General features: G+C 40.4%; 19 protein-coding genes. 16 read left to right on the forward strand and 3 right to left on the reverse strand.

Features of this window, described 5'->3' with window-relative positions:
• Nucleotides 1–637 precede the first annotated feature (637 nt).
• From BKL49_RS09065 to mazG, 6 genes are all read left to right on the forward strand, one after another.
• Complete coding sequence (locus BKL49_RS09065; RefSeq protein WP_077424698.1) at nucleotides 638–820, forward strand: hypothetical protein; 183 nt, start codon at nucleotides 638–640, stop codon at nucleotides 818–820.
• A gap of 61 nt (nucleotides 821–881) precedes the next feature.
• Nucleotides 882–2,165: an SEL1-like repeat protein gene (locus BKL49_RS09070; protein ID WP_077424700.1), complete on the forward strand. Its 1,284-nt coding sequence runs from the start codon at nucleotides 882–884 to the stop codon at nucleotides 2,163–2,165.
• A 225-nt stretch (nucleotides 2,166–2,390) separates the two neighbouring features.
• Nucleotides 2,391–2,945: a Der GTPase-activating protein YihI gene (yihI, locus tag BKL49_RS09075; protein WP_077424702.1), complete on the forward strand. Its 555-nt coding sequence runs from the start codon at nucleotides 2,391–2,393 to the stop codon at nucleotides 2,943–2,945.
• Nucleotides 2,946–2,948: 3 nt separating this feature from the next.
• Nucleotides 2,949–3,395, forward strand: coding sequence for a DUF2489 domain-containing protein (locus BKL49_RS09080; RefSeq protein WP_077424704.1), 447 nt, complete (start codon nucleotides 2,949–2,951; stop codon nucleotides 3,393–3,395).
• Nucleotides 3,395–4,762 (forward strand): oxygen-independent coproporphyrinogen III oxidase, encoded by a 1,368-nt coding sequence (gene hemN, locus BKL49_RS09085; RefSeq protein ID WP_077424707.1) that lies wholly within the window; start codon nucleotides 3,395–3,397, stop codon nucleotides 4,760–4,762. The genes BKL49_RS09080 and hemN overlap by 1 nt, the downstream gene beginning before the upstream one ends.
• Nucleotides 4,763–4,889: 127 nt before the next feature.
• Complete coding sequence (mazG, locus tag BKL49_RS09090) at nucleotides 4,890–5,675, forward strand: nucleoside triphosphate pyrophosphohydrolase (protein ID WP_077424709.1); 786 nt, start codon at nucleotides 4,890–4,892, stop codon at nucleotides 5,673–5,675.
• Between the two features lie 34 nt (nucleotides 5,676–5,709).
• Here the strand turns inward: mazG and deoC are convergent, their stop codons facing one another.
• Nucleotides 5,710–6,381: a deoxyribose-phosphate aldolase gene (gene deoC / locus BKL49_RS09095; RefSeq protein ID WP_077424711.1), complete on the reverse strand. Its 672-nt coding sequence runs from the start codon at nucleotides 6,379–6,381 to the stop codon at nucleotides 5,710–5,712.
• Nucleotides 6,382–6,511: 130 nt separating this feature from the next.
• Between deoC and BKL49_RS09100 the strand changes: the two genes are divergently transcribed.
• The 6 genes from BKL49_RS09100 to hslO all read left to right on the forward strand — a co-directional run bounded on the left by BKL49_RS09100 (nucleotide 6,512) and on the right by hslO (nucleotide 12,596).
• Nucleotides 6,512–7,015, forward strand: coding sequence for a protein disulfide oxidoreductase (locus BKL49_RS09100; RefSeq protein WP_077424713.1), 504 nt, complete (start codon nucleotides 6,512–6,514; stop codon nucleotides 7,013–7,015).
• Nucleotides 7,016–7,083: 68 nt separating this feature from the next.
• Entirely contained in the window at nucleotides 7,084–8,010 is a 927-nt protein-coding gene (gene rfaD / locus BKL49_RS09105) for an ADP-glyceromanno-heptose 6-epimerase (protein ID WP_077424715.1), read from the forward strand.
• A 77-nt stretch (nucleotides 8,011–8,087) separates the two neighbouring features.
• Nucleotides 8,088–9,131: a lipopolysaccharide heptosyltransferase II gene (waaF, locus tag BKL49_RS09110; protein ID WP_077424717.1), complete on the forward strand. Its 1,044-nt coding sequence runs from the start codon at nucleotides 8,088–8,090 to the stop codon at nucleotides 9,129–9,131.
• Nucleotides 9,132–9,175: 44 nt separating this feature from the next.
• Nucleotides 9,176–10,138 (forward strand): lipopolysaccharide heptosyltransferase RfaC, encoded by a 963-nt coding sequence (gene rfaC / locus BKL49_RS09115; RefSeq protein ID WP_077424719.1) that lies wholly within the window; start codon nucleotides 9,176–9,178, stop codon nucleotides 10,136–10,138.
• A gap of 108 nt (nucleotides 10,139–10,246) precedes the next feature.
• A complete protein-coding gene (locus BKL49_RS09120) occupies nucleotides 10,247–11,395 on the forward strand; it encodes a porin (protein ID WP_077424721.1) in 1,149 nt (382 codons plus the stop codon).
• Nucleotides 11,396–11,720: 325 nt separating this feature from the next.
• Complete coding sequence (gene hslO / locus BKL49_RS09125) at nucleotides 11,721–12,596, forward strand: Hsp33 family molecular chaperone HslO (RefSeq protein WP_077424723.1); 876 nt, start codon at nucleotides 11,721–11,723, stop codon at nucleotides 12,594–12,596.
• Between the two features lie 63 nt (nucleotides 12,597–12,659).
• On the opposite strand, the gene BKL49_RS09130 is transcribed toward hslO, so the two are convergent.
• Complete coding sequence (locus BKL49_RS09130) at nucleotides 12,660–13,505, reverse strand: 23S rRNA (adenine(2030)-N(6))-methyltransferase RlmJ (RefSeq protein ID WP_077424725.1); 846 nt, start codon at nucleotides 13,503–13,505, stop codon at nucleotides 12,660–12,662.
• 222 nt (nucleotides 13,506–13,727) lie between these two features.
• Nucleotides 13,728–16,340, reverse strand: coding sequence for a penicillin-binding protein 1A (locus BKL49_RS09135; RefSeq protein WP_077424727.1), 2,613 nt, complete (start codon nucleotides 16,338–16,340; stop codon nucleotides 13,728–13,730).
• 99 nt (nucleotides 16,341–16,439) lie between these two features.
• On the opposite strand from BKL49_RS09135, the gene BKL49_RS09140 reads away from it, so the two are divergent.
• The 4 genes from BKL49_RS09140 to BKL49_RS09155 are packed head-to-tail and all read left to right on the forward strand — an operon-like array spanning nucleotide 16,440 to nucleotide 18,673.
• Entirely contained in the window at nucleotides 16,440–17,267 is an 828-nt protein-coding gene (locus BKL49_RS09140) for a type IV pilus biogenesis protein PilM (RefSeq protein ID WP_077424729.1), read from the forward strand.
• Nucleotides 17,254–17,769 (forward strand): PilN domain-containing protein, encoded by a 516-nt coding sequence (locus BKL49_RS09145; protein ID WP_077424731.1) that lies wholly within the window; start codon nucleotides 17,254–17,256, stop codon nucleotides 17,767–17,769. Before BKL49_RS09140 ends, BKL49_RS09145 begins: the two co-directional genes overlap by 14 nt.
• Entirely contained in the window at nucleotides 17,766–18,284 is a 519-nt protein-coding gene (locus BKL49_RS09150; protein ID WP_077424733.1) for a hypothetical protein, read from the forward strand. The genes BKL49_RS09145 and BKL49_RS09150 overlap by 4 nt, the downstream gene beginning before the upstream one ends.
• A 2-nt stretch (nucleotides 18,285–18,286) precedes the next feature.
• Nucleotides 18,287–18,673, forward strand: a complete 387-nt coding sequence (locus tag BKL49_RS09155; RefSeq protein WP_077424735.1) for a hypothetical protein — start codon at nucleotides 18,287–18,289, stop codon at nucleotides 18,671–18,673.
• The last annotated feature ends 3 nt before the right edge of the window (nucleotides 18,674–18,676 follow it).

Here is an 18,676-nt window from a genome sequence, read left to right on the forward strand (position 1 = left end):
GAGTAAAAAGTATGAATGGTAAATTTATTTACATAGCGAATTGAATCAAAGATGGCAAACCGCAAACTAATTTTCTTTGCTGTAAAACTAAAAAATCCCTTGTGAAAAAATTCTAGATCAATTCACTTCTAACCTCATTTTTATTTATCATTAATTTTATATCAAAATTTGTATGAATAGATTTTAAGGTTAAAAAGGTAAATATTTTAGTTTTGATAAAAACTTTACTTTAAAACAATTCAATTTTTTTATAAAAATAGTTTAGGATATCTTCTTCTGCTTTATTTCATTTTATCTTTTATTACTCAAAATTTTGATTTTTTAATTTTGTGTTTTTTACTGAATTATTAAACACGCCTATCTTTATCTAAAATAATAAAAATTTTATAAAAAAAAGACCGCACTTTTTATATAAAATTAAAAAATAAATTCCTCTGATATATTGTGTCGTATAACCTATTATTGACTCAATATATCCATACCTCATTTATAACCCTCACCTTTAATGCAGATTATGGTTATATTTTATCTAATGTTTAAAATATAACCTATTCGCAAACAGTGTACACTGTTTTTGTTCTTTCTTGTAGAAAGAACAAATAGACTTGTTGAACATTAATCTAGTAGAGGTTAAGAAATGATATACGAAATTGAATATACCTACCCGGAACAAAAAGCTTTCATAGGTACTCATTTTGTAGAAGCATCGACGGAAACTATTGCGGTTTATAAAGCAAAAGCTTTTATTTCTGAACAGCTGTATTATCGTTTTGGTAAAGATGTTGATTTTGAAATTAAAGTCATTGATTTATTGAAGTAATTAAATATTACAGCCTTAATTTATTAAGGCTGTTTTTTTATATGCAATGATAGGAGAGATTATGAATATTCTAAAAAGGCTAAAACCAGGTAAAAAATTTGTTTTTGCATTTGTTATTTTAATGGTAAGTGTTGTTATTTTTGTTTGGTATGACCAATATAACAATTACACTAAAAATCTTTATCGCTGGGATAAAGAATTATTATCGTGTGATTTTCCGGATTATAGTTCTAGAATTGCTTTAGAAATTAAGGCAGCAAAATCTGGTAATGCCCTCGCTCGCCGGAATTTATTGGATATGGTCGCTGGATACTATCGCTTAAGCTATTTGAATGGCTGCTATGAAAAGACGACCGAGAAACTTCACTACGAAGCTTTACGTGCGTTAAATAAAGAATTTTTGAATAATCCGACTAAGGTTGAGGATTGGGTTGATAATAAATATGAAAGCCCTTTAAGAATTATTGAATATTATCTTTATTCCAGCAGAGCTAGAGATAGCTTTGAGAGATATCAAGGTTATGCTAGAGATTTTATTTATAAAACAGCGGAATTTTATAAAAGTAAGTATTTGGAAACCAAACAAATAAATTACATCTACCATTTAATGGATTTAGCTACTTTATTACCACCGTACGATTTCTTTGGAGGAGGCCCTAGTGAGGTTGTGCCTAAATTATATTTAGATATCCAAGATATGGAAGCATTGAAAAAAGAGATTTATAAGTGGGTTTTGTTGACAGAGGATAGCAGGAAGTTTAAAGAAAGCGCAGAGTTTCAGCTAGCAATGATCGAGATGGGAGGTAGAAAGATTTCAGATGAGATGCAAGAGCTTGCGAGAGAAAATAATCCCTATGCAATGAATTATATACTCAATAAAAGTTTTCTTTTACGTCCTCTAAGTTACGAAGAGCTTGAAACATATTATCGTGAAATTGTTGATAGAATTGGCACAGATGATTACTTTAAATATACTTTAGTTGGAAGTAATGATTTCTTATTATCAAAAGAGCAACCTTACTATGTAAAGGTTTTAGAAAAGATAGGCTGTGGTTCGGATATTTTGAATAGGAGAGGTCATTACATTTGGGGTTGTTCAGGGAATCTTGCATATAAATATTTTAAGTCAGGAGAATATGATAAAGCAGAAGTTATTGATAAGAAAATATTGAAGTATGATAATACCAGACTTGATTCATTATACCGCTTAGGAGAGCGCTATTATAAGGGGCTAGGGATACGTCAAGACTTGGAGAAAGCAAAGGAATATTATGGTAAACTCTGTGATTTAAAAAATCAGCCTGGCTGTGATTTATTTCGTGAAGTCAATGAAAAGATTCGTTAGTTTTTAGTTCAAAGCATTGCTACTTTTGAGTTGCTCAATATTGTTAGGGGAATAATCAATAAGGATTATTCTCCTCTTTTTTATCTGTCGTTTTATATTTAACGTGCGTTAGAGGGAAAAATAGAGAATGAGATATTGAAAGAATAGGGATAAGTTATCATTTATTAATGAGAAAAACTTTCCCAAGTGATACAATCCACCAAATTTTATGAAAGGATAAAACAAATGGCCCGTAAGAAAAAAACGCGTAAAATTAGCGACATTATGCCTATCCGCAAAGCAGATAAGAAACCTGAAATGCCAAAGCGTGGCGGCAAGAAATTAACCCGTTATGAATTGGATGCAAAGGCTCGCGAAGAAAAGAAAAAGCGTAAGCATAAAGGCTTGGCTGCGGGTTCACGCCATAGTGTTGCGGAAGAAAGTAATAATAAACCGCAACAACAAATTAAAGATCCGAAAATTGGCAGCAAAAAGAAAATTCCTCTTATTGTGGAATTTGTGAATAAACCGGAAAAAGGGCAGCTTATTCCTGCCGTGAAGCCGGTGAAAAAACGCGATCCAATGCAAGAGTTAGAAAATCTTGAAAATAATGAGATTTTGAACGAATTATTAGATGCTTTGGATGAAGGAAAAACCATTAGTAAAGCGGATCAGCAATTTGTGGATGAATGTTTGGATCGCATTGCTGAATTAATGGAAGAACTCGGCATTGAAGATGAAGAAAGTGATGAGGATTTATACCGCACTTTTGAACAAATGGATATCAATCGGTTTAAATAAAAAATGATTTGGACAACGATTTTCGCTTTGCTTGCTCTTGCCGTCATTGTTGGCTTGTTATGCTATGCGATAGGTTTATTGAAACAGCTAAAAAAGCAACAACAGCTTATTTCTCAGGCTAAAACGGCGCGAGCAACCCGTTTAAAAGAAAGTATTGAAATAATTGCGAAAGCAATGCAAAGCAAGGAATGTAATCATTCTGAAGGTGTGATTCGCCTGACAATGCTATTAATGCCCTTTGGGAAGAATTTGACCCCTTATCCGGCAATGGCTGAATTATATGGTATTGTGCGGGATATGCCGACACACGAAGCCCGTCAACAGTTAGAGAAAAAAGTACGACACCGTCTTGATCTTGAACGGGAAAGTGCCGAAGCCAAACTTGAGGCAGGTATCATCAGAGAATTACAGCAATTATTAGATGACAGAAAACAACTTGGAGTGCTTTAATGTCAGACATTATTTGGGATAACGAACTTATACAAAAATACAACCAATCCGGCCCGCGTTATACATCTTACCCGACAGCATTAGAGTTTCACGAAAATTATACCGAACAGGATTTTATTAGCGCGGCAGAACGTTATCCAAACCGCCCGCTTTCGCTTTATGTACATATTCCATTTTGTCATCAACTTTGTTACTTCTGTGCTTGTAACAAAGTGATTACCCGCCATCAATATAAAGCGGATGCTTACCTTGATTATCTTGAAAAAGAAATCCTTTCTCGCGCGCAGTTATTTAAAAACAGAAAAGTTACCCAAATTCACTGGGGGGGCGGCACGCCAACATATTTGAGCGAAGCCCAATCTTCACGTTTAATGGCAATGTTAAAAGCCCATTTTAATATTGTGGATGAGGCAGAAATTTCGATTGAAATTGATCCGCGCCGAATTGAATTATCAATGCTTGATCACCTGCGTTCTCTTGGGTTTAATCGAATGAGTATGGGCGTGCAGGATTTCAATAAAGATGTGCAAAAAGCCGTGAATCGGGAACAGGATGAAGACTTTATTTCTGCGTTATTAGAACGGGCAAGAACGCTCGGATTTCAATCCACCAACCTTGATTTAATTTATGGTTTGCCTTTACAAAACGTTGATAGCTTTATGTTTACGTTGGAAAAAGTGATCGCATTAAATCCTGATCGATTGAGTATTTTTAATTACGCCCATTTACCGAGTCGGGTACCGGGACAGGCAAAAATTAAAGAAGACCAGTTGCCACCTCCGCAAACAAAACTCACGATTTTGCAAAAAACAATTGAAACCTTGGGCGATGCCGGCTACAAGTTTATTGGAATGGATCATTTTGCCAAACCGCACGATGAACTTGCCATTGCCCAACAAAACGGCGTACTGCACCGTAATTTCCAAGGTTATACCACACAGGAAGAATGTGATTTGCTTGGCTTGGGTGTATCATCAATTAGTTTATTAGGGGATACTTACGCACAAAATGAGAAAGATCTCAAAACTTACTATGGATTGGTTGAAGAAAAAGGTAATGCCTTGCATAAAGGGCTGGTACTTTCGGAAGAAGATTGTTTACGCCGTGATGTGATTAAACAGCTTATTTGTAATTTTAAATTAGATTTTGCACCAATCGAAAAACAATATGGCATTCATTTCACCGAACATTTTGCGGAAGATCTGGTTCTATTAAAACCGTTAATTGAAGACGGATTAATTGCCTTCACCGAACAAGGTTTACAGGTTTCCCCGAAAGGGCGTTTGCTTATTCGTAATATTTGCTTGTGTTTTGATACTTACTCGCGTGCCACGGCGAAATGTCAGCAATTTTCAAGCGTTATTTAATTTGTTGCCACCTTTGGGTGGCATTTTTTCTTAAAAATTTGACCGCACTTTGGTTTACCGTCAAAGGAAAATATCCCTTTCAAATTTAGTCAATCTTATTTTAACCAACATTTTTTAGAGTCTTGTTATGTCATATTCAATCCACGATTTTATTCAATTAATTGCCCAACTGCGTAACCCAAATGGCGGTTGCCCTTGGGATCTTAAACAAAACTATGAATCAATGATTCCCTGCCTGACGGAAGAAACCTACGAGGTGATTGAGGCGATTCAAAAGAAAGATATCGCGAATTTACGGGAAGAATTGGGCGATCTTTTACTTCAGGTTGTGTTTTTTAGTCAGTTGGCTTCGGAAGATAATTATTTTACCTTTGATGATGTGCTAAATGAGGTAGCGGAAAAAATCGTTCGCCGTCATCCTCACGTTTTTGGTGAGGCTAACGCAGGGAATGAGGAAGAAGCCCTTGCCCGTTGGAATGAAATCAAAGCACAAGAAAAATCCTCAACGCACAATACCTCGATTTTGGATAACGTTCCAAATGCCTTTCCTGCTTTATTGAAAGCACAAAAATTGCAAAAACAATGTTCAAAAATTGGGTTTGACTGGCGTGAAATTGAACCGGTATTCGCAAAGGTTGAAGAAGAACTTCAGGAAGTGAAAGAAGAGTTTAATCAAGCGCAACAAAATCACGCTCGCATTGAGGAAGAAATAGGGGATTTGCTTTTCGCCGTGGTGAATTTATCCCGTCATTTAAAATGCAATGCGGAAGAAAGTTTACGTCAGGCAAATTTCAAGTTTGAACAACGTTTTCGCAAGGTGGAACAAAAAGCGAGGGAAAAAGGACGTGAGCTGGCGGATCTTTCCCTGATTGAAATGGATATGTTGTGGGACGAAGTGAAAAAAGAGGAATAATAAAATGGCAGAGTGATTCTCTGCCATTGTTTCGTTAGTAACCGCTTTGGGTTTCATTTGAATGACCGATGATCGCAATCCCCGCACTTGCGCCGATTCGGGTCGCGCCGGCTTTAATCATAGCCAAGGCGGTTTGTGTATCACGAACGCCTCCGGAGGCTTTAACCCCCATATCGCCTACGGTTTGTTTCATTAATGCCACATCTTCAACGGTTGCGCCACCTTTGTTAAAGCCGGTTGAGGTTTTCACAAAAGCCACACCGATTTCTTTACAAATTTCACAGGCTTTCACAATTTCTGCTTTCGTGAGTAGGCAGGTTTCTAAAATCACTTTTAAAGGCACGCCGCCACAAGCCTCAAAAACAGCCTGAATATCTTGTTTTACCGCCTCCCATTTATTGGATTTAATCCAACCCACGTTTATCACCATATCAATTTCCGTTGCACCGGCTTTGATGGCTTCTTGGGTTTCAAAGGCTTTCACGGCAGTGAGATTTGCCCCGAGTGGGAAACCGACAACGGTACAAATTTTCACTTTTGTTCCGGCTAATTTTTCTTTTGCAAGGGGGATGTAGCCCGAGTTAATACAAACGGAATAGAAACCATACTGAATGGCTTCATCGCAAAGTTGAAGAATATCTTGCTCTGTTTTTTCGGCAGTGAGCGCAGTGTGATCAATATATTGCGCAAGGGTTTGACTATCCATTTTTTCTCCTTATGTTTTTAATGGAATTCGCCCGCTATCATATCAAAATCTGCGGCTTTTTGACCGCACTTTTCCAATCAATTACAATTCGCCCAAATTTAAGTTAGCCAAAATTTAAGATAATTACGTTATGAAATTAAAAAAATGGATAAAAAACGCCCTTTCTCTGGGGATAGCCTTTATCGTTATTGGTTCTGTACTTGATTTTGTGCGCCGCCCAACCGTACCGGCGGAAATGAATACGGCCGTTTTGCAGGATATTCAAGGAAAAACCTTTTCACTTTCCGGGCTTGATCAAAAACAGCCTACAATTATTTATTTTTGGGGAAGCTGGTGCGGTTATTGTCGCCACACTTCGCCGGCTATTAATAGCTTGGCAAAGGAAGGGTATTCGGTGATTTCCATCGCATTGCGTTCGGGCAGTGAAAGCCAAGTTGCCGATTATCTCAAAGAAAATGGCTATGAGTTTACAACGGTGAACGATCCGCAAGGACAGATTGCACACCAGTGGCAGGTGAGCGTTACCCCCACCATTATTATTCTTAACAAGGGCAAAATGGATTTAGCCACAACCGGTTGGACGAGTTATTGGGGATTAAAAGTGCGGTTGTTTTTCACCCGGTTTTTAGGCTAAAGAGAATTTTTTACCTTATTTGGAAAATCTATTACAATACAGGGCATTTTTGAAATGGAGACAACATTATGATTATCGTAACAGGTGGCGCAGGTCTTATTGGGAGCAATATCATCAAAGCGTTAAATGATTTGGGACGCACCGATATTTTAGTGGTGGATAATTTAAAAGACGGCACGAAATTTATCAATTTGGTGGATTTAGACATTGCCGATTATTGCGACAAAGAAGATTTTATCGCCTCTATTATTGCCGGTGATGAATTGGGTGAAATTGATGCCGTTTTCCACGAAGGGGCGTGTTCTGCCACCACAGAATGGGACGGCAAATACGTAATGCATAACAACTATGAATATTCCAAAGAATTGTTGCATTACTGCCTCGATCGTGAAATTCCGTTCTTTTATGCTTCCAGTGCGGCGACTTACGGGGATACCAAAGTCTTCCGTGAAGAACGTGAATTTGAAGGCCCATTGAATGTGTATGGTTATTCTAAATTTTTGTTCGATCAATATGTTCGCCATATCTTGCCTGAAGCCAAATCACCGGTTTGTGGTTTCCGTTATTTTAATGTGTATGGCCCGCGTGAAGGTCATAAAGGTTCAATGGCGAGTGTGGCATTTCACTTGAATAACCAAATTTTAAAAGGTGAAAATCCAAAATTATTTGCCGGCAGTGAGAACTTCCGCCGTGATTTTGTTTATGTAGGCGATGTGGCAGCGGTGAATATTTGGTGTTGGCAAAACGGCATTTCGGGGATCTACAACTTAGGAACGGGCAACGCGGAAAGTTTCCTTGCGGTGGCGGAAGCCGTGGTGAAATTCCACGGTAAAGGTAACATTGAAACCATCCCATTCCCGGAACACTTAAAATCCCGTTATCAAGAATACACGCAGGCGGACTTAACCAAATTGCGTGCTGCGGGTTATGACAAGCCATTTAAAACCGTGGCGGAAGGCGTGGCGAAATATATGTCGTGGTTAAATAAAAAATAGTCCAAAGTCGGTTTTTCTCATCAAGTGCGGTTAAAATTCAACGTGTTTTTTAACCGCACTTTTCCATAAGGCAAAATATGAATATCCTAATTATTGGCCCTTCTTGGGTTGGCGATATGATGATGTCGCACAGCCTGTATCAACAATTAAAAATTCAATATCCCGATTGTCAAATTGATGTGATGGCACCCAATTGGTGTAAGCCATTATTGGCACGAATGCCGGAAGTTCGCCACGCCATTGAAATGCCGCTTGGACACGGTGCGTTTGAACTTGGCACGCGTTACCGCTTGGGGAAAGCATTGCGAAACCAATATGATATGGCGATTGTTTTGCCGAATTCGCTGAAATCAGCCTTTATTCCTTTCTTTGCTAAAATTGCCCGCCGCCGTGGTTGGAAAGGGGAAAGTCGGTATATTTTGTTGAACGATTTGCGAAGTAATAAAAAAGATTATCCAATGATGGTGCAACGTTATGTGGCGTTGGCGTTTGAACAAAATGCCGTGCCGACTGCAAAGAATATTCCAATCTTAACGCCTTATTTAACGGTTGATCCCAAACAACAAGCAGAAACCTTAAAAACCTTTGAAAAACAGACCGCACTTTTGGCAGATCGCCCCATTATTGGCTTTTGTCCCGGTGCAGAATTTGGGCCGGCAAAACGTTGGCCGCATTATCATTATGCCAAACTGGCAGAAATGCTCATCGCACAAGGCTATGCGGTGGAATTATTCGGCTCGGCGAAAGATATGGAAGCCGGCGAGCAAATTCGTCAGGCATTGCCTCAAGCACAGCAACAATTTTGTTTGAATTTAGCGGGGCAAACCAGCCTCAATCAAGCGGTGGATTTTATTGCAAACTGCACAGCGATTGTGACCAATGACAGCGGTTTAATGCATATTGCGGCAGCAACAAATCGCCCATTAGTGGCACTTTACGGCCCTACCAGCCCGACTTACACGCCGCCATTGTCCGATAAAGCCGTGATTATTCGCCTTATTGAGGGGGATTTAATCAAAGTGCGTAAAAGCAAAGACAGTGCGGAAGGGTATCATCAAAGTTTGATTGATATTACACCTGAAAGGGTGATGGAAAAGCTCAAATCACTCTTGGTGCATTAAATGAACCCGTTACACTTACACGGATTGGAAAGAGTATTGTTGGAATGAAAATTTGTATAGTGAAAACTTCTTCAATGGGCGATGTCATTCACACCTTGCCGGCATTGACAGACGCACAGCAAGCAATACCTGATTTACGGGTGGATTGGGTGGTGGAAGAAAGTTTTGCTGAAATTCCGCAATGGCATTCTGCCGTACATCGTGTGATTCCCATTGCATTACGCCGTTGGCGAAAATCGCCTTTTTCTTCCCAAACCAAAAACGAATGGAAAAACTACCGCACTTTACTTCAACAAGCACAATATGATGCGGTGATTGATGCGCAGGGATTATTTAAAAGTGCCTTTTTTGCGACCCGTTTAGCAAAGGGCATAAAACACGGTTATGATCGCCACAGTATCCGTGAGCCGATTGCTTCATTTTTTTATGATAAAAAATATGCCATTGCTTACCGGTTGCACGCCGTTGAACGTATTCGCCGGCTTTTTGCCCAAAGTTTGGGATATCCATTGCCCCAAATGCAGGGAGATTACGGCATTGCGACAAGGTTTTCCCTTGAAAAATCAGCCAAACCTTATGTGGTTTTTATTCATTCCACCACGCGTGAAGATAAGCATTGGGCGGTGTTGGAATGGCAAAAATTGATCGAAAAATTGACCGCACTTTCTATTGAAATCCGCTTACCTTGGGGAAATGAAAAAGAAAAAGCCCGTGCCGAACGCTTGGCAGAGGGAAAAGAAAATGTGGTGGTGTTGCCCCGTTTATCTTTAACGGAACTTGCCCGCCAAATAGGGGGGGCGAAAGCCGTTGTTTCCGTTGATACGGGATTAGCCCATTTAACAGCGGCATTGGACAAACCCAATATCACACTTTATGGCGCAACGGATCCCAATCTCATCGGTTGTTATGGTAAGAATCAGCATTATTTAGTGGCAAATTCAATGGATAAAATTTCTGCCGAACAAGTCTTTGAACAATTTTATCCGTTCATTCTTGAGCATAATTAATGCCATTTCGTTCTATGCAATAGCGAAAAATGGCTTGATTGATTGGGTGTGAATAGATAAACTTCAAAAAGTTCAATTTTTATTTCACTCCAACTTAAGGAAAGCATTATGAAAAAAACACTTCTTGCTTTAACCGTGGCTGCATTCGCAGCAGGTTCTGCACAGGCTTACACCTACAATATTGAAGAAACCGGCACTGAAATTAATTTCAGCGGTTCTGCCCGTTTAAAATGGGAAAATATTAATCGTAAAACCGAAGATGCAGACACCACAAAAAATATTTCACACGGGGATATTGATAACAACAGTTCACGTTTTGGTTTCAAAATTAAACAAAATTTAGGCAATGATTTTTATGCGGTCGGTCGTGTGGAATGGCGTTTCCGTGGCACCGATGCGCGCGGTAACAGCGATGAACCAAACTTAGCAAGTAACCGTCACAATAACTTTGGTCATATCTATACCCGTCAGCTTTATGCCGGTTTTGGTCACAAAACCTATGGTGAATTGGTTTACGGTAATATGACAACCTTTACCGATGAAATCAAACAAACCGACTTACCAAATACTTACAGTTTAAGTGACGGTTTGTTGAACAATAACGCACGTCGTGTTATTCAATATACAAACCGTGGCGGTTTTATTCCTAACTTAAAATTCGGTGCATTTTATGGTGCAACCAGCCCGCGTAACACAGAAGGTTTAAGTTTTGAATCACTGGGGCAGGCTGATCGTAGCCACGTTTGGGGGGCTGGTGCCGTTTACAAATATAACATTGATGATTTACAAGATTGGACAATGGCTGCCGGTTTCTCTCGTGAAACTTTTAATAATGGTCGTCAAGTAACGGCTTACTCATTGGGTAACGCTTACCGTTTTGATCACACCACACTAGGTTTGGATTTAGAACATAAAAATACAGAGCATACCGCTACAACCCGTTTTGCTAACAATAATTTAAAACGTGAACAATATGAAGCACGCGCAGTCGTATTCCAAGAGTTAAGTGAAGATTGGAATGCTTATGCAATGTATGCTTATCGCCATAACAAGTTAAAAAATGCGACAGTATCTACTGCAACGCAAAAAAATAGCGAAGTGATGATTGGTACGGAATACTATGTTTATAAAAACGGTTCATTTAAAGTGAAACCATTCGTAGAGGGTAAAGTCGTACGCGTTAAAAATCTTAACAATGTTGCGGACGTAAAACAACGTGATTACGCAGCCGTAGTGGGTTTACGTGCTTACTGGTAATTAACTTTTTATCTCTCCAAAGCGAGTCAAAAATGGCTCGCTTTTTCTTTGGGGTTGTAATTGGTTTAACCGCCCCCATAATACTGCACAAGCAAAAAGTGCGGTCAATTTTAACCGCACTTTTTTAGTTCACCGATATGATGTAGCCGTTGCACAATGAAGGTTTTTTATAGTAGGGACGCAATGCTTGCGTCCTTATTAAAAATCAAACAATTTCAATGGATTAATATTAAGGACGCCAGCGTGGCGTCCCTACAATTCACCTTATTTTCTTTTCGTGCGTAGCTATATCATATTGTGGTTCACTTTTAATTAGGAATAACAAATGAACTCAATCCAAGACAATGACAAACTTTACCGTTACCTTTTCCAAAATCGTGCCGTGCGTGGGGAATGGGTACGTTTGAACCGGACGTTTATTGATACCTTAAATACCCATCATTACCCACAACCGGTGCAAGATTTATTGGGGGAAATGATGGTGGCAACCTCTTTGCTCACTGCCACATTAAAATTTGAAGGCAATATTACCGTACAAATTCAAGGGGATGGGCCACTTCGTTTGGCTTTAGTGAACGGCAACGATCAACAACAAATTCGTGCGCTTGCCCGTGTGGAAGGTGAGATTGCTAATGCAATGAGCCTGCACGAAATGATTGGTAAAGGTGTATTGGTCATCACCATTGCACCAAAAGAGGGCGAACGTTATCAAGGTGTCATTGGATTGGATAAACCAACAATCACCGAATGTTTAGAGGATTACTTTGCCCGCTCCGAACAACTTCAAACCCAACTTATTATCCGCACTGGTGAATATGAGGGCAAACCTGTGGCGGCAGGTATGTTGTTACAAATTATGCCTGATGGCGAAGGCTCACCTGAGGATTTTGAACATCTTGCGACATTAGCGGCAACGGCAAAAAATGACGAATTATTTGGTTTGCCGGCAGACGAAATGCTTTATCGTTTATATCACGAAGAAACGGTGGAAGTGTATGAACCGCAACCCATTCAGTTCTTTTGCGGTTGCTCGGCAGAACGCTCGGGTGCTGCATTGATGTTAATCCCTGATGCGGAAATTGATGAAATTTTGCAAGAACACAAAGGCAGTATTGATATGCAATGTGAATGTTGCGGCACCCATTATTTCTTTAACAAAGAAGCCATTGAAAAGCTAAAAGCCGCAGCACAATCTGAATAACGAAAAATCCCGATGAAAATCGGGATTTTTTGTGGGTAAAGTGCGGTCAAATTTCACGGAATTTTATTCCGGTGTAATCCATTCCACCGTCCAACTTCCTGTTCCTTCCGGCACTAGGGTTTTCACCAAATAAGGCAGAATGGATTTCATTTCTGCTTCCAACGTCCAAGGCGGGTTAATCACAACCATCCCGCTTGCCGTCATTCCACGTTGATCGCTATCGGGGCGAACGGCTAATTCAATTTTGAGGATTTTGCGAATACCTGTGGCTTCCAAGCCTTTAAAAATCCGTTTGGTTTGTTGGCGTAGTACCACGGGATACCAAATGGCATAAGTGCCGGTGGCAAAGCGTTTATAGCCTTCCTCAATGGCTTTCACCACTAAATCGTAATCTTCTTTGAGTTCATAAGGCGGATCAATCAGCACCAAGCCACGGCGTTCTTTCGGCGGTAATGTGGCTTTTAGCTGTTGAAAGCCGTTATCGCATTTTACGGCAACATTTTTAAATGCTTTAAAATTATTGCGTAACAGCGGAAAATCACTCGGGTGTAGTTCGGTCAGCAATGCACGATCTTGCGGGCGTAATAATTGTGCCGCAATCATTGGTGAGCCGGCATAATAACGGAGGGCTTTTCCGCCTTGGTTCAGCGTTTTGATTAAATCCACATAAGGTTTCACTTGTGCCGGTAAATCCGTTTGTTCCCACAAACGACCGATACCCTCTTTATATTCGCCGGTTTTTTCCGCTTCGTTCGAGGATAAACGATAACGCCCTACACCGGCGTGGGTGTCGAGATAATAAAAGCCTTTTTCTTTCAATTTGAGATTTTCCAAAATCAGCATTAAAACAATGTGTTTTAGCACATCGGCGTGATTGCCGGCGTGAAAGGAATGACGATAACTCAGCATAGTTGCCTCTTTGCGTGAAAAAGTGCGGTCAAAATTAACCGCACTTTGGGATTTGAACGATATTATGCAGTAAACGCACAAACCCAAAATAACATGAACGGTGTGCGATACCGGTGTTGTCCTTATTAAAAATTCAAATTATTTAAATGGGGTAACATATTGGGTACGCCAAGTGTGGCATCCCTACTTTTTTATTAAGAATTACCCATTGTACACTTTGAATTAGAACAAATCTTCCGGTTGGGTTGCCGGTATAGCATCTTGAATTTTACCCGTACCGCCGTTTAAACGTTGTTGCAGTTCGGGTGGAACATAGTATCCACGTTCAAGCATTTCTGCGACATAAGTGCGTTTCGGTTCTGTGCCGACAATAAAGTATTCCTTACGTCCACCGGATTCTGAAAGTAAACCGGAATTGCTGTCGATGGTTTTTTCCATAATATTAGGCGGTAAATCCAATTTACGTTCCGGAATATCGTCAAGTGCCACTTTCATATAGGCAATCCATACCGGCATTGCCGTTTTACCCCCCGACTCACCACGACCCAGCACGCGTTTATTATCATCAAAGCCTACATAAGTTGTGGTGACGATGTTTGCGCCAAAGCCCGCATACCACGCCACTTTTGAGCTATTGGTTGTACCGGTTTTGCCACCAATATCGCTACGTTGTTTGATCTCTTTCGACATTCGCCAACTTGTGCCTTTCCAACTTAAACCCGGTTCACCATAAATAGCGGTATTTAAGGCACTGCGAATTAAAAAGGCGAGTTCGCCACTAATCACACGAGGGGCATATTCCACTTTTGATGTACCGTCTTTGGCATTTGCCATTAGGTTGAGGGCATCTTCGTTTAATGCTCCGCTTTGTGCTTGTAGTTCCGGGAGATCCGGCACGTTTTCAGGCTGCACATCTTCTTCCGTGTCGGTATTGGCGTTGCCTTTTGCTGTTTTTAAATCATCAGGATTGGCAATATTTTGGAAACCGTCAATTTTGTCTTTGGTTTCACCGTAAATCACGGGAATCTCGTTACAGGTGATACAGGCGATTTTCGGGTTTGCCACAAATAAATCTTTTCCTGTATTGTCTTGAATTTTTTCAATGATATAAGGATCGATCAAAAAACCGCCGTTATCAAACACTGCATAAGCCCGTGCCATTTCAAGTGGCGTGAATGAAGCCGCCCCTAATGCCAAGGCTTCACTGGCAAAATACTGTTCACGTTTAAAGCCGAAACGCTGTAAGAAATCGGCGGTAAAACTAATGCCAGCGGTTTGTAAGGCTCGAATGGCGATCATATTTTTAGATTGTCCTAAGCCTACACGCAAACGCATTGGCCCATCGTAACGATCCGGCGAGTTTTTCGGATTCCAAACAGGCTGTCCCGGTTTGGCAATGGAAATCGGGCTGTCTTGCAACACACTTGAAAGGGTTAAGCCTTTTTCCAGTGCAGCGGCATAAATAAAGGGTTTCATTGAAGAGCCTACCTGCACTAAAGATTGGGTGGCACGGTTAAATTTACTTTGTTCATAACTGAAACCGCCAACCAATGCTTCAATCGCACCATTATCGGAATTGAGGGAAACCAAGGCAGAGTTGGCAGCCGGAATTTGACCCAGTATCCATTCGCCGTTATTGCGTTGGCGAAGCCAAATTTGATCACCGATTTTCACCGGATTTGAACGCCCCGTCCAACGCATTGCTGCAGAAGATAAGGTCATTTTTTCACCGGAAGCTAACAACAATTCCGCGCCATTTTTACCGCTGTTTAGTACGGCAGCAGGAATGAAAGGTTCGGAATTTGGCAGTTTTTTCAAGAAAGCAATAATGCGTTCATTATCCCAAGCCGCTTCATTTTTTTGCCATAAAGGTGCGCCGCCACGCCAACCGTGACGCATATCATAGTCGATTAAATTATTGCGTACGGCTTTTTGTGCCTCGGCTTGATCTTTAGAAAGCACGGTAGTGAAGACTTTATAACCTCGGGTATAAGCATCTTCTTCCCCAAAACGTTTCACCATTTCTTGGCGTACCATTTCCGTCACATAATCGGCACGGAAATCAAATTTCGCGCCGTGATAGCTTGCTACAATGGGTTCTTTCACTGCCACGTCATATTCTTGTTTGGTGATGTATTTTTCATCCAACATACGTGCCAAGACGATATTACGGCGTTCTTCCGCACGTTTGGGTGAATACAGCGGATTCATTGTGGAAGGTGCTTTCGGTAAACCGGCAATAATTGCCATTTCAGATAAGGTTAATTCATCAAGGGATTTGCCAAAATAGGTTTGTGCCGCCGCTGCTACACCGTAAGATCGGTAACCTAAGAAAATTTTATTCAGATAAAGCTCAAGAATTTCCTGTTTGCTTAAAGCATTTTCAATTTCAATCGCCAGCACGGCTTCACGTGCTTTACGCACCAAGGTTTTTTCCGGTGTTAAAAAGAAATTGCGGGCTAATTGTTGTGTGATGGTACTCGCCCCTTGTGAAGCCCCACCATTGCTGACCGCAACAAATAAAGCACGCCCAATGCCGATGGGATCAAGACCGTGATGATCGTAAAAACGGCTGTCTTCCGTGGCTAAAAATGCTTCAATTAAGCGTTTGGGTACGTTTTCCAATTTCACCGGAATACGGCGTTGTTCGCCCACTTCACCAATTAATTTGCCGTCTGCGGTATAAATCTGCATTGGTTGTTGTAATTCAACGGTTTTTAAACTTTCTACCGAAGGTAATTCGGATTTAAGGTGGACATAAAGCATCCCCCCTGCCACCAGCCCTAAAATACACAGGGTTAGGAGGCTACTTAATATTAATTTTGCGATCCGCATCGTAAAATTCTCTCTTGATTGATGATAATAAATAAAATCACACTATGATTTGACCGCTAAGTATAAAAGATTCACTGCTCAAATAATAGGAAAAAGCGTATGCCAATGCTTTATAAAAAACGGCAGAATCTCCAAATTGGAGTCGCTCAACAAGGAAATCAATTTCAATTTGTTTGGTTAAATTCCGCACAACAAGTTCAATTTCTCTGTTTGCCGACAGAAAATCCTCATATTAAAACCACACTGATGGCACGCTTGGTGCAAGATTTTCCGCAACATCATTTTCAACTGCATTTGATTGGTAGCATTTATCCTCATTTAACGTGGTCAAAAACCTTGGTTTTGCCTCAAGTGTTGAATGCCCAAGAATGTGAACAACAATGTCGTTTTGTATTGCAAAAAGAATTACCCGTTCCACTTGAAGAACTTTGGTTTGATTACACCTCAACGCCCTTAAAACAGGGTTTCCGATTAGAGATTCACGCCGTTCGCCGTCAAGTCGCAGGAGAAATGCAAAAGGCTTATGGTGATTTATCGCTGAATATATTGGATGTTTCACATTATGCCATTTTGCGTGCTTTTCGTTTTATTTTGGGCGAAGATCGCGACAATTCATTGTATTTATACCAAGATGAAAACTATTGTTTCGCCATAATGGAATTGGCACAGCAATTGCAATTATTGCAAACATCGGAAAATTTAACCGCACTTTACGAACAATTCTGCCTGCGTTTCGAGCCTGAAATTGAGCGTGTTTATGTTTATCAAACGGAGAATGTCGTCTCCGTTGATTTGCCTGAAAATTGGCAGAAAGTAGAAACGCCACTTCCCTTTATTGCACTAGGAAATGCACTTTGGCAAATGGATTTGCACCCTATTTCGGTGGGGTTAGCCGCACGTTTTAAGAGTCATAATGAACGGGATTAATTTACTGCCTTGGCGGTTGGAAAAATATCGGCAATTATTGTTTCTGTTTGTGATCAAATTGTCGCTGATACTGGTTTTGGCATTGTGTTTGTGGGCGACAATTTCTTGGTTTCAACAGCAACAAAAGGAAGCGTTACAGACACAACAACATCATTTTGAACAACAAAAAACGCAATTAACGCAAACCCTTCAGCGGGTAAATCAACTCAAGCAGACAATGCAACATTTCACGGAATTACAGGCGATTCCCCCAAAACAGGTTGAAGGCTTTTTATCATTGTTGCCTCAATTACCTTTTCAACAAGGAGAACTGGAATCCTTTGGTTTTAATGCGGAAGCGATTCAACTTAAAGGATTTTGTTTGGAACAGGCGGAATTTGAACGGTTGCACGACTTTTTAAGCACGCATTTTTCTTCGCTCAAACTCAGTCAATTTAAGCCGGAACAGGGACGCCTGCTTTTTCAGTTTGAGCTTGTGGGCATAAAAACGGATGAAAAATGAAATCACTCATTAAACATCGCATACCCTTTGTGGAAAAATGGCTGACCTTGCCGAAAGGTTATCATTGGGCTTTCTTTTTATTCTGCCTAAGTGCGGTCAATTTTTCCGTTGTTTTGGATTATTGGGAAGAACGGCAAAAATTGCAAAATATCCACGTAGAAATAACACGCCAAGCCACAGAATTGGCACATCAACAAAAATTACTTGCGGCAATGAAGCAACATTCCGAACGGCACGCATTATCCCCAAAACTGACCAAACAAATTGTCGCATTAGATCAACAAATTAATGATTTTTTGAATCGGGAAATTGAAGTATCGGCGTATCAATGGGATTTTTCATCCCGCCCGATTTTACAAATTCAGGTGGAAGGGCGTTTTCAAGATTTACATCAATTTTTGACCGCACTTTTAACACAACAAAATGCCCTTTCTTTTGCCCAATTAGCAATGGAAAAAAGTGAAAATGGACGGGTGTTGGGTAATTTTATTTTGCAACTTAAAAACGAGGAATAATTGTGCATAGATTTTGTGTTTGGCTTGGTTGCCTTTTTGTTTGTTGCACTACGACAGCGGCAGATCCTTTTGATCGTTCTCAACGACAAGCGGCGGAGAACGCCCGTCCTCAAACCACATCACAGCCTACAAAATGTATGTTTAATGAATCCCTGCTTGCCGCCGAAAGTACATTTGAACAACTAAAATTAGTGGGCGTGGTGCTTTATAAAAAAGAGCCGGAAGCCCTCTTTTTGAATAATGCACAAAAACTGGTGATTGCCAAATTGGGGGAGCGTTTGGGGGCTGAAGGGCATTTATTACGGCAAATTCGTAAAGACGGGCTGAGTTTGGCATATTCAAAACCGGGGCAGTGTGAACAAACGGAAAACGTAGAGATGAAATTTTAGGGG

This window comes from Rodentibacter myodis, assembly GCF_001999305.1.
GTDB lineage: Bacteria > Pseudomonadota > Gammaproteobacteria > Enterobacterales > Pasteurellaceae > Rodentibacter > Rodentibacter myodis.

Excerpts from the sequence above, each read along its gene's own strand:
- BKL49_RS09080 (WP_077424704.1), top strand. The coding sequence starts at position 2,949 with ATGATTTGGACAACGATTTTCGCTTTGCTTGCTCTTGCCGTCATTGTT.
- BKL49_RS09065 (WP_077424698.1), top strand. The coding sequence starts at position 638 with ATGATATACGAAATTGAATATACCTACCCGGAACAAAAAGCTTTCATA.
- BKL49_RS09070 (WP_077424700.1), top strand. The coding sequence starts at position 882 with ATGAATATTCTAAAAAGGCTAAAACCAGGTAAAAAATTTGTTTTTGCA.
- hslO (WP_077424723.1), top strand. The coding sequence starts at position 11,721 with ATGAACTCAATCCAAGACAATGACAAACTTTACCGTTACCTTTTCCAA.
- mazG (WP_077424709.1), top strand. The coding sequence starts at position 4,890 with ATGTCATATTCAATCCACGATTTTATTCAATTAATTGCCCAACTGCGT.
- BKL49_RS09130 (WP_077424725.1), bottom strand. The coding sequence starts at position 13,505 with ATGCTGAGTTATCGTCATTCCTTTCACGCCGGCAATCACGCCGATGTG.
- BKL49_RS09120 (WP_077424721.1), top strand. The coding sequence starts at position 10,247 with ATGAAAAAAACACTTCTTGCTTTAACCGTGGCTGCATTCGCAGCAGGT.
- BKL49_RS09135 (WP_077424727.1), bottom strand. The coding sequence starts at position 16,340 with ATGCGGATCGCAAAATTAATATTAAGTAGCCTCCTAACCCTGTGTATT.
- BKL49_RS09100 (WP_077424713.1), top strand. The coding sequence starts at position 6,512 with ATGAAATTAAAAAAATGGATAAAAAACGCCCTTTCTCTGGGGATAGCC.
- yihI (WP_077424702.1), top strand. The coding sequence starts at position 2,391 with ATGGCCCGTAAGAAAAAAACGCGTAAAATTAGCGACATTATGCCTATC.
- BKL49_RS09145 (WP_077424731.1), top strand. The coding sequence starts at position 17,254 with ATGAACGGGATTAATTTACTGCCTTGGCGGTTGGAAAAATATCGGCAA.
- BKL49_RS09140 (WP_077424729.1), top strand. The coding sequence starts at position 16,440 with ATGCCAATGCTTTATAAAAAACGGCAGAATCTCCAAATTGGAGTCGCT.
- hemN (WP_077424707.1), top strand. The coding sequence starts at position 3,395 with ATGTCAGACATTATTTGGGATAACGAACTTATACAAAAATACAACCAA.
- waaF (WP_077424717.1), top strand. The coding sequence starts at position 8,088 with ATGAATATCCTAATTATTGGCCCTTCTTGGGTTGGCGATATGATGATG.
- BKL49_RS09150 (WP_077424733.1), top strand. The coding sequence starts at position 17,766 with ATGAAATCACTCATTAAACATCGCATACCCTTTGTGGAAAAATGGCTG.
- deoC (WP_077424711.1), bottom strand. The coding sequence starts at position 6,381 with ATGGATAGTCAAACCCTTGCGCAATATATTGATCACACTGCGCTCACT.
- rfaC (WP_077424719.1), top strand. The coding sequence starts at position 9,176 with ATGAAAATTTGTATAGTGAAAACTTCTTCAATGGGCGATGTCATTCAC.
- rfaD (WP_077424715.1), top strand. The coding sequence starts at position 7,084 with ATGATTATCGTAACAGGTGGCGCAGGTCTTATTGGGAGCAATATCATC.